This window comes from Pseudomonas sp. EGD-AK9 (assembly GCF_000465935.2).
Lineage (GTDB): Bacteria > Pseudomonadota > Gammaproteobacteria > Pseudomonadales > Pseudomonadaceae > Aquipseudomonas.
In genome coordinates this window covers 1-7,334 of sequence record NZ_AVOF01000160.1, presented here as the reverse complement: position 1 = coordinate 7,334, position 7,334 = coordinate 1, and the positions used below count along the sequence as shown (strand labels likewise).

The 7,334-nt window shown below is 69.2% G+C and carries 7 protein-coding genes and 1 pseudogene; 4 read left to right on the top strand and 4 right to left on the bottom strand.

The window, feature by feature from the left end; genetic code table 11:
- The 3 genes from N878_RS08985 to glcD form a co-directional block, all read right to left on the bottom strand.
- Positions 1-368: 4Fe-4S dicluster domain-containing protein (locus N878_RS08985; protein ID WP_021443333.1), on the bottom strand; the 368-nt coding region annotated here is incomplete at its 3' end.
- A gap of 3 nt (positions 369-371) precedes the next feature.
- On the bottom strand, positions 372-1,427 hold the full coding sequence (gene glcE, locus N878_RS08980) for a glycolate oxidase subunit GlcE (protein WP_021443332.1): 1,056 nt from the start codon (positions 1,425-1,427) through the stop codon (positions 372-374).
- Complete coding sequence (gene glcD / locus N878_RS08975) at positions 1,427-2,926, bottom strand: glycolate oxidase subunit GlcD (RefSeq protein WP_021443331.1); 1,500 nt, start codon at positions 2,924-2,926, stop codon at positions 1,427-1,429. Before glcD ends, glcE begins: the two co-directional genes overlap by 1 nt.
- 240 nt (positions 2,927-3,166) lie before the next feature.
- Here glcD and glcC point away from each other — a divergent pair, with 240 nt between their 5' ends.
- The 3 genes from glcC to N878_RS08960 all read left to right on the top strand — a co-directional run bounded on the left by glcC (position 3,167) and on the right by N878_RS08960 (position 5,674).
- Positions 3,167-3,940, top strand: a complete 774-nt coding sequence (glcC, locus tag N878_RS08970) for a transcriptional regulator GlcC (protein WP_021443330.1) — start codon at positions 3,167-3,169, stop codon at positions 3,938-3,940.
- A gap of 109 nt (positions 3,941-4,049) precedes the next feature.
- Entirely contained in the window at positions 4,050-5,024 is a 975-nt protein-coding gene (locus tag N878_RS08965; RefSeq protein WP_021443329.1) for a sensor domain-containing diguanylate cyclase, read from the top strand.
- A 44-nt stretch (positions 5,025-5,068) separates the two neighbouring features.
- A complete protein-coding gene (locus tag N878_RS08960) occupies positions 5,069-5,674 on the top strand; it encodes a glutathione S-transferase (RefSeq protein ID WP_021443328.1) in 606 nt (201 codons plus the stop codon).
- Positions 5,675-5,767: 93 nt separating this feature from the next.
- On the opposite strand, the gene N878_RS08955 is transcribed toward N878_RS08960, so the two are convergent.
- Complete coding sequence (locus tag N878_RS08955) at positions 5,768-6,544, bottom strand: alpha/beta fold hydrolase (RefSeq protein WP_021443327.1); 777 nt, start codon at positions 6,542-6,544, stop codon at positions 5,768-5,770.
- Between the two features lie 116 nt (positions 6,545-6,660).
- On the opposite strand from N878_RS08955, the pseudogene N878_RS08950 reads away from it, so the two are divergent.
- Positions 6,661-7,334 (top strand): annotated as a pseudogene (locus N878_RS08950) (phosphohydrolase); the annotation flags it as partial.

Sequence of the window (7,334 nt, the reverse complement as noted above, 5' to 3'; positions counted from 1 at the left end):
ACCACGGCGCGCAGGCCCTGGCGCAGCAGGCGCTCGCTCAGCGGCCGCGGCACCGCCTGTTCGACCAGTTCACGGCCGATGTCCAGCAGGTTGTGGTACTGCACGCCGGACGGGCAGGTGGTTTCGCAGTTGCGGCAGGTTAGGCAGCGGTCCAGATGCTGCTGGGTCTTGGCGGTGACCTCGCCGCCTTCGAGCATCTGCTTGATCAGGTAGATGCGCCCGCGCGGGCCGTCCAGCTCGTCGCCGAGCAGCTGGTAGGTCGGGCAGGTGGCGTTGCAGAAACCGCAATGCACGCAGGAGCGCAGCACCCGCTCGGCTTCCTCGGCGCGCGGCAGACGCTTGGCTTGTTCACTCAGGTTGGTCTGCACGGCTTATACCTCGGCGTACATGCGGCCAGGGTTGAAGATGCCCTGGGGATCGAGCTGTTGCTTGAGCTGGCGCTGGTAGCGCAGCAGCGGCGCGGCCAGCGGCTGGAAGGGTTGTTCGGTACCTGCGGCGAAGCAGGTGGCGTGGCCGCCGAGCTTGGCCAGCACGCGCTGGATCAGCGCGCCATCGGCGTCGGATTTCAGCCAGCGCTGGGCGCCGCCCCAGTCGATCAGTTGGCGCCCGGGCAGGTCGAGCAGGCCGCTGTTGGCCGGCAGCGACAGGCGCCACAGGGTGCCTTCGCCGGCGAAGAACGGCAGGCGCTGCTCGCGCAGCTGCAGCCAGTAGCCGTTGTCGATTTCCTCGCCACCCAGGCGCTGGCGCGCAGCCTGCACCGAACCCTCGCCGCCTTCCAGGCGCAGGTGCAGCGCCGCACCGTCGTGGCTGGCGGCGCTGATCGGCAGCGGCTGCTGGCCCCATTCGGCGAGCTTGTTCAGCGCGTGCAGGGCGTCCACTTCCAGGCGCAGGCTGAGCGCCTGGCGCGGCTTGGGCAGCACCTTGAGCGACACCTCGGTGAGCAGGCCGAGGCAGCCGAAGCTGCCGGCCATCAGGCGCGACAGGTCGTAGCCGGCGACGTTCTTCATCACCTCGCCGCCGAAACGCAGCAGCTTGCCCTGGCCGGTGATCACGCGGGTACCCAGCACCTGGTCACGTACCGAGCCGGCCCAGGGCCGACGCGGGCCGGACAGCCCGGCGGCGACCATGCCGCCAAGGGTGGCGCCCTCGCCCAGGTGCGGCGGTTCGCACGGCAGCATCTGGTTGTTGGCCTCCAGCGCCGCCTCGATCTCGGCCAGCGGTGTACCGGCGCGGGCAGTGAGCACCAGTTCGGTCGGGTCGTAGCTGACGATGCCGCGATGCATGCGGGTATCCAGCACCTCGCCGCTGGTGGCGCGGCCCAGATGAGCCTTGCTGCCGCTGCCCTGGATGCGCAGCGGGGTGGCGCTGTTCAGCGCGTGGTTGACCTGTTCCAGCAGCGCGGCGCTGGCGTCGAAATCATGCGACATCAGAAACGCTCCAGTTCCGGGAAGGGCAGTTGGCCGTGGTGCACGTGCATGGCGCCGAACTCGGCGCAGCGGTGCAGGGTGGGGATGTTCTTGCCCGGATTGAGCAGGCCGCTGGGGTCGAACGCCGCCTTCACCGCATGGAACAGGGTGATCTCGTCGCTGTTGAACTGCGCGCACATCTGGTTGATCTTCTCGCGGCCTACGCCGTGCTCGCCGGTGATGCTGCCGCCGACCTTGACGCAGAGTTCGAGGATCTTGCCGCCGATGGCTTCGGCGCGCTCCAGTTCGCCAGGCACGTTGGCATCGAAGAGGATCAGCGGGTGCATGTTGCCGTCGCCGGCATGGAACACGTTGGCCACGCGCAGGCCGTACTCCTCGGACAGCTCGGCGATGCCGCGCAGCACGCCGGGCAGCTCGCGGCGCGGGATGGTGCCGTCCATGCAGTAGTAGTCCGGCGAGATGCGCCCGACCGCGGGGAAGGCGTTCTTGCGCCCGGCCCAGAACTTCACCCGCTCGGCCTCGTCGCGGGCCTGGCGCACTTCGGTGGCGCCGGCCTTCGTCAGCACCGCGCGCACCCGCTCGCAGTCGTCGGCCACGTCGGCTTCGACGCCATCCAGCTCGCACAGCAGGATGGCCTCGGCCTCCACCGGGTAGCCGGCGTGGATAAAGTCTTCCGCGGCGCGGATCGCCAGGTTGTCCATCATCTCCAGGCCGCCGGGAATGATGCCGGCGGCGATGATGTCGCCCACTGCGCGGCCGGCCTTTTCCACCGAGTCGAAGGCCGCCAGCAGCACCTTGGCCACCTGCGGCTTGGGCAGCAGCTTGACGGTGACTTCGGTGACGATGCCGAGCATGCCCTCGGAGCCGGTGAACAGCGCCAGCAGGTCGAAACCGGGGGCGTCCAGGGCGTCGCTGCCGAGGGTCATGAACTCGCCCTCGACGGTGAGAATCTCGACCTTGAGCAGGTTGTGCACGGTCAGGCCGTACTTCAGGCAGTGCACGCCGCCGGCGTTCTCGGCGACGTTGCCGCCGATGGAGCAGGCGATCTGCGACGAGGGGTCCGGCGCGTAGTACAGATCGAAGGGCGCCGCCGCCTGGGAGATCGCCAGGTTACGCACGCCCGGCTGCACGCGGGCGAAGCGGCCTTCGCGGTTGATCTCGAGAATCTGGTTGAAGCGCGCCATCACCAGCAGGATGCCCTGCTCCAGCGGCAGCGCGCCGCCGGACAGGCCGGTGCCGGCGCCGCGTGCCACCACCGGCACGCCGCGGGCGTGGCAGAGCTGCAGCAGCTGCTGCACCTGCTCGATGCGTTCGGGCAGCACCACCAGCATGGGCGTGGTGCGGTAGGCGGACAGGCCGTCGCACTCGTAGGGCGTGAGGTCTTCGGTGGTGTGCAGGATGTCGAGGTCGGGCAGGCGCTGGCGCAATTCCGCCAGCAGGGCGGCCTTGTCGACCTTGGGCAGCGCGCCGTCGATGCGCTCGTCGTACAGAATGCTCATGGCAGGCTCGATTCGGGAACGTAATTGTTATCAAGGGTCAGGCTGCGACCATGGGCCGCATGTTTAGGTCGGCCTTGTCCCTGCGTCCATCTTCTTGGGCGCTGGTAGGACCAGTTTCTTGCGCCAGGCCTTTGCCCTGGATTGGCCTAAGGTCTTATCCGTCGCGGCTTGCCTCTGGGCGGGCGCGCGATCTAAGGTGGCCCTTAGAAATTGGTACGACCAGTGTGGTGGAGGTGGCGAATGGACGGGCAACAGGGCGCGGCGCGGCGCCAGGTCAGCGACGTGGTGGCCGAGCGCATCGAGCGGCTGATCGTCGACGGCGTGCTCAAGGTGGGCCAGCCGCTGCCGTCGGAGCGGCGCCTGTGCGAGAAGCTGGGCATCTCCCGTTCGGCGCTGCGCGAGGGGCTCAAGGTGCTGCGCGGGCGCGGCATCATCGACACCGCCCAGGGCCGCGACTCGCGGGTGGCCAAGCTCAGCGGCGAGCGCGACGCCAGCCCGCTGATGCACCTGTTCAACTCGCAGCCGCGCACCCTCTACGATCTGCTGGAAGTGCGCGGCCTGCTCGAGGGCGAGTCGGCGCGCCTGGCGGCGCTGCGCGGCACCGAGGCGGATTTCGTGTTGCTGACCCGGCGTTACGAGGAAATGCTCGCCGCCCATACCCAGGACAGCCCGGTCGATCCGCGCGAGCACGCGCGCCTCGACCACGCCTTCCACCTGGCCATCTGCGAGGCCTCGCACAACCCGGTGCTGGTGCACACCCTGCAGTCGTTGACCGACCTGATGCTCAGCACGGTGTTCGCCTCGGTGAACAACCTCTACCACCGCCCGGCGCAGAAACGGCAGATCGACCGCCAGCACTCGCGGCTGTATCACGCGGTGATCGAGCGCCTGCCGGAACAGGCGCAGCGCGCCGCGCGCGACCATATCCACAGCATCCGCGACAACCTGCAGGAGATCGAGCAGGAAGAGCAGCGCCTGGTGCGCGCCACCATGCGCCTGGAGGGGTGGGGCTAGCTCGGTTCTGCGCGACCTGGCGCAGCGGCTGGACCCTGGCGCTTGTCGTGAGTAACGTCGCCTGGTGTATAAGGAACGGGCAGCCGTATCCGCCGCCGGAGGATTGCCCGTGAACCAACCCATCGAGACCGACAGTGCGGTCTACAAGACCCTGCTCGAATCGACCAAGGCGATCCCCTGGAAGATCGACTGGAAGACCATGACCTTCGCCTACATCGGCCCGCAGATCGAAAGCCTGCTGGGCTGGGCGCAGTCCAGCTGGGTCAGCGCCGAGGACTGGGCGGCGCGCATGCACCCGGAGGACCGCGAGCAGGTGGTGGCCTTCTGCGTGTCGCAGTCGCAGAACGGCGTCGACCACGAGGCCGACTACCGCGCGCTGACCGCCGCCGGCGACTACGTGTGGATCCGCGACGTGGTGCACGTGGTGCGCGACGACAAGGGCGAGGTGGATTCGCTGATCGGCTTCATGTTCGACATCAGCGAGCGCAAGCAGACCGAGCAGCAGCTGCTCAGCCTGCAGCAGCAGCTCGAAGAGCTCTCCTACAAGGACGGCCTGACCGGCGTGGCCAACCGGCGCATGTTCGACTCGGTGCTGGCCAGCGAATGGGCCAGCGCCCAGCGTACCTGCCAGCCGCTGTCGCTGATCCTGCTGGATATCGACCACTTCAAGCAGTACAACGACCACTACGGGCATATCCAGGGCGACGACTGCCTGAAGAGCGTCGGCCAGGCGCTGAGCGGCGCCGCCAGCCGGCCGCGGGATTTCGTCGGGCGTTTCGGCGGCGAGGAATTCGTCCTGGTGCTGCCGGAAACCGATGCCGCCGCCGCCCGCCATATCGCCGAACGCTGCCGCCAGCTGGTGCGCCAGCGGCGCATCCCCCACGAGAAATCCACGGTGGCGCCGCTGCTGACCATCAGCCTCGGCGTCGGCACCACGGTGCCCGAGGCCCAGGACCGCGCGGTGGACTTCCTCAACGCGGTGGACAAGCTGCTCTATCGCGCCAAGCAGCGCGGCCGCGATCGCCTGGAAATGGCGCCGGTGCAGGGCCAATCGCTGCCCGAGCAGGTGCCTGGTTCGGGCTAGAACTCGTCGGCAGATGCGCCGAGCCCCATGAGGAGAGTAGAAACATGCAACTGATCTATGCCGCCGCCTCCCCCTTCGCCCGCAAGGTTCGCGTGCTGGCCTTTGAGGCCGGGCTGCTGGCGCGCATCGAGCTGCTCGACACTGCTGTGCTGCCGACCACCCTCAACGAGCGGGTCAACGCGCTCAACCCGCTGGGCAAGATCCCGGTGCTGCTGAGCGACGACGGCGAGGCGCTGTACGACAGCCGGGTGATCTGCGAGTACCTCGACACCCTGCACGGCGGCGCCCGTCTGCTGCCGCAGGACGATACGCGCTGGCCGGTGCTGCGCCTGGCGGCGCTGGCCGACGGGCTGATGGACGCCGCGCTGCTGGCGCGTTACGAAAAGGCCGTGCGCCAAGCCGAGCAGCAGTCGCAGGCCTGGCTGGAGGGGCAACTGGGCAAGGTGCAGCGCGCCCTGGCCGAGCTGGAGCGCCAGGCCGACCGGCTGCAGGGCCCCGTCGATCTGGCGCAGATCGGCGTGGCCTGCGCCCTGGGTTATCTGGATTTCCGTTTCGCCGATCTCGACTGGCGCGCCGCGCATCCGGCGCTGAGCCGGTTCCAGCAGGCCTTTGCCCAACGTCCCTCGATGCTGGCCAGCGCGCCGGCCTGATCGAGATGCGCCGCCGCGCAGAGGCTAGTCGCCCCCAGGCATGAGCAAGGCGCGCGCCATCGCTGGCGCGCGTCTTACCCGTTGCGGCAGGTGTTACTTGCCGGCTCGCGCCTGGCTCTCCTGCACCGCCTGGAGTATCACCTTGGCCACGTCCTCGGGGCGCGATTGCTGCGGTACGTGGCTGGCGGCGAGCTCGGTGGTCTGAGCGCCGATCTTTTTGGCGAAGTCGCGCTGCATCTGCGGCACGATCATGCGGTCGTCGCTGGCGACGATGTACCAGGACGGCTTCTGCTGCCAGGCGGCGACGCTGGTGCGCTCCTCGAAGGCGGCGGCGCGGATCGGGCCCTGGGTGGCGCTCATCACCGCGGTCTGCGCGGGTGGCAGATCCTGGGCGAAATCGTTGGCCATGCCCTGCGCGGTCAGGTACAGATAGCCGTTCTTGTCGGCGGCGATCTGGCTGGAACCCGGCGCGGTGGGATAACCACCATAGAGCTCTCCGGTCGCCTGGCCGGGATTGGGCGCGAAGGCGGCGACGTAGACCAGCCCGCGCACCTTGTCGTCGGTACCGGCCTGGCTGATCACCGTGCCGCCCCAGGAGTGGCCGACCAGCACCACGTCGCCGTCCTGATTGTTCAGCACGCGCTGGGTGGCGGCGACGTCATCGGCCAGCGAGGTCAGCGGGTTCTGCACCACGGTGACGGCGATCCCCCGGTCCTGCAGCAGCGGCACGACCTTGGCCCAGTCGGAGCCGTCGGCGAAGGCGCCGTGGACGATGACCACCGCGGGCTGAGCGGTGGCGGCCTGGCTGGCGGCGCTCAGCAGCGTGGCGGATAGGGCCAGAGCCAGGGCGAGGGGCTTGGGTAGGTGCATGGCGGATTCTCCTGAGTAGTGGGAGACGCCAGTGTCGGGCGGGCTCGCCGGCCCCGGTATCGGTCGTTTATCCGAGGGCGGCGCGAAAATGAGCAGAGCGGGAGTGGGGAACCAAGATGCAGGAGACTGAGGGCGTCGCGCTGCAGGACGCCATGCTGGCGCTGGCCATGGTCGGCGATCTGAGCATGGGCCAGCCCATCGACCAGTCGCGCCGCACCGCACGCCTGGCGCAATGGCTGGTGCAGGCCTGCGGTGGCGATCGGGCGCAGGCGGATGCCGTCCGCCAGGTGGCATTGCTGCGCTGGTCGGGCTGCACGGCCAACGCCGAGGGCTTCATGCATTTGCTTGGCGACGACGTCGGCGGGCGCCGCGCCATGCTCGCGCAAACCCTGGATGCGGCGGGGCAACGCGCCATGCTGCGCACCACGCCGCTGGCCCAGGTGCACTGCGAGGTCGCCGGCGATATCGCCCGCACCCTCGGCCTCGACACTGCCGTGGAGCAGGGCCTGCGCCACGTGTTCGAGCAGTTCGACGGCCAGGGCCGCCCCGCCGGCTTGCGCCATCCCGAGGTGCCGGAGGTGGTCTATCAGGTGGTGCTGGCCGGCGACCTGGAGATCCTCTCCCGCGTGCACGGCTTGGACGCCGCGCTTGAGTGGATCGACGGCCAGGGCGATCGCCTCTACCCGGCCGCGATGGCCGGCGAACTCACGCGTCATGCGCGGGACTGGCTCGAGGCGCTGCGCGAGCCCGAGGCCGTTGCGCCCGACAGCGGGCCGCAGGTCTCGCTGAC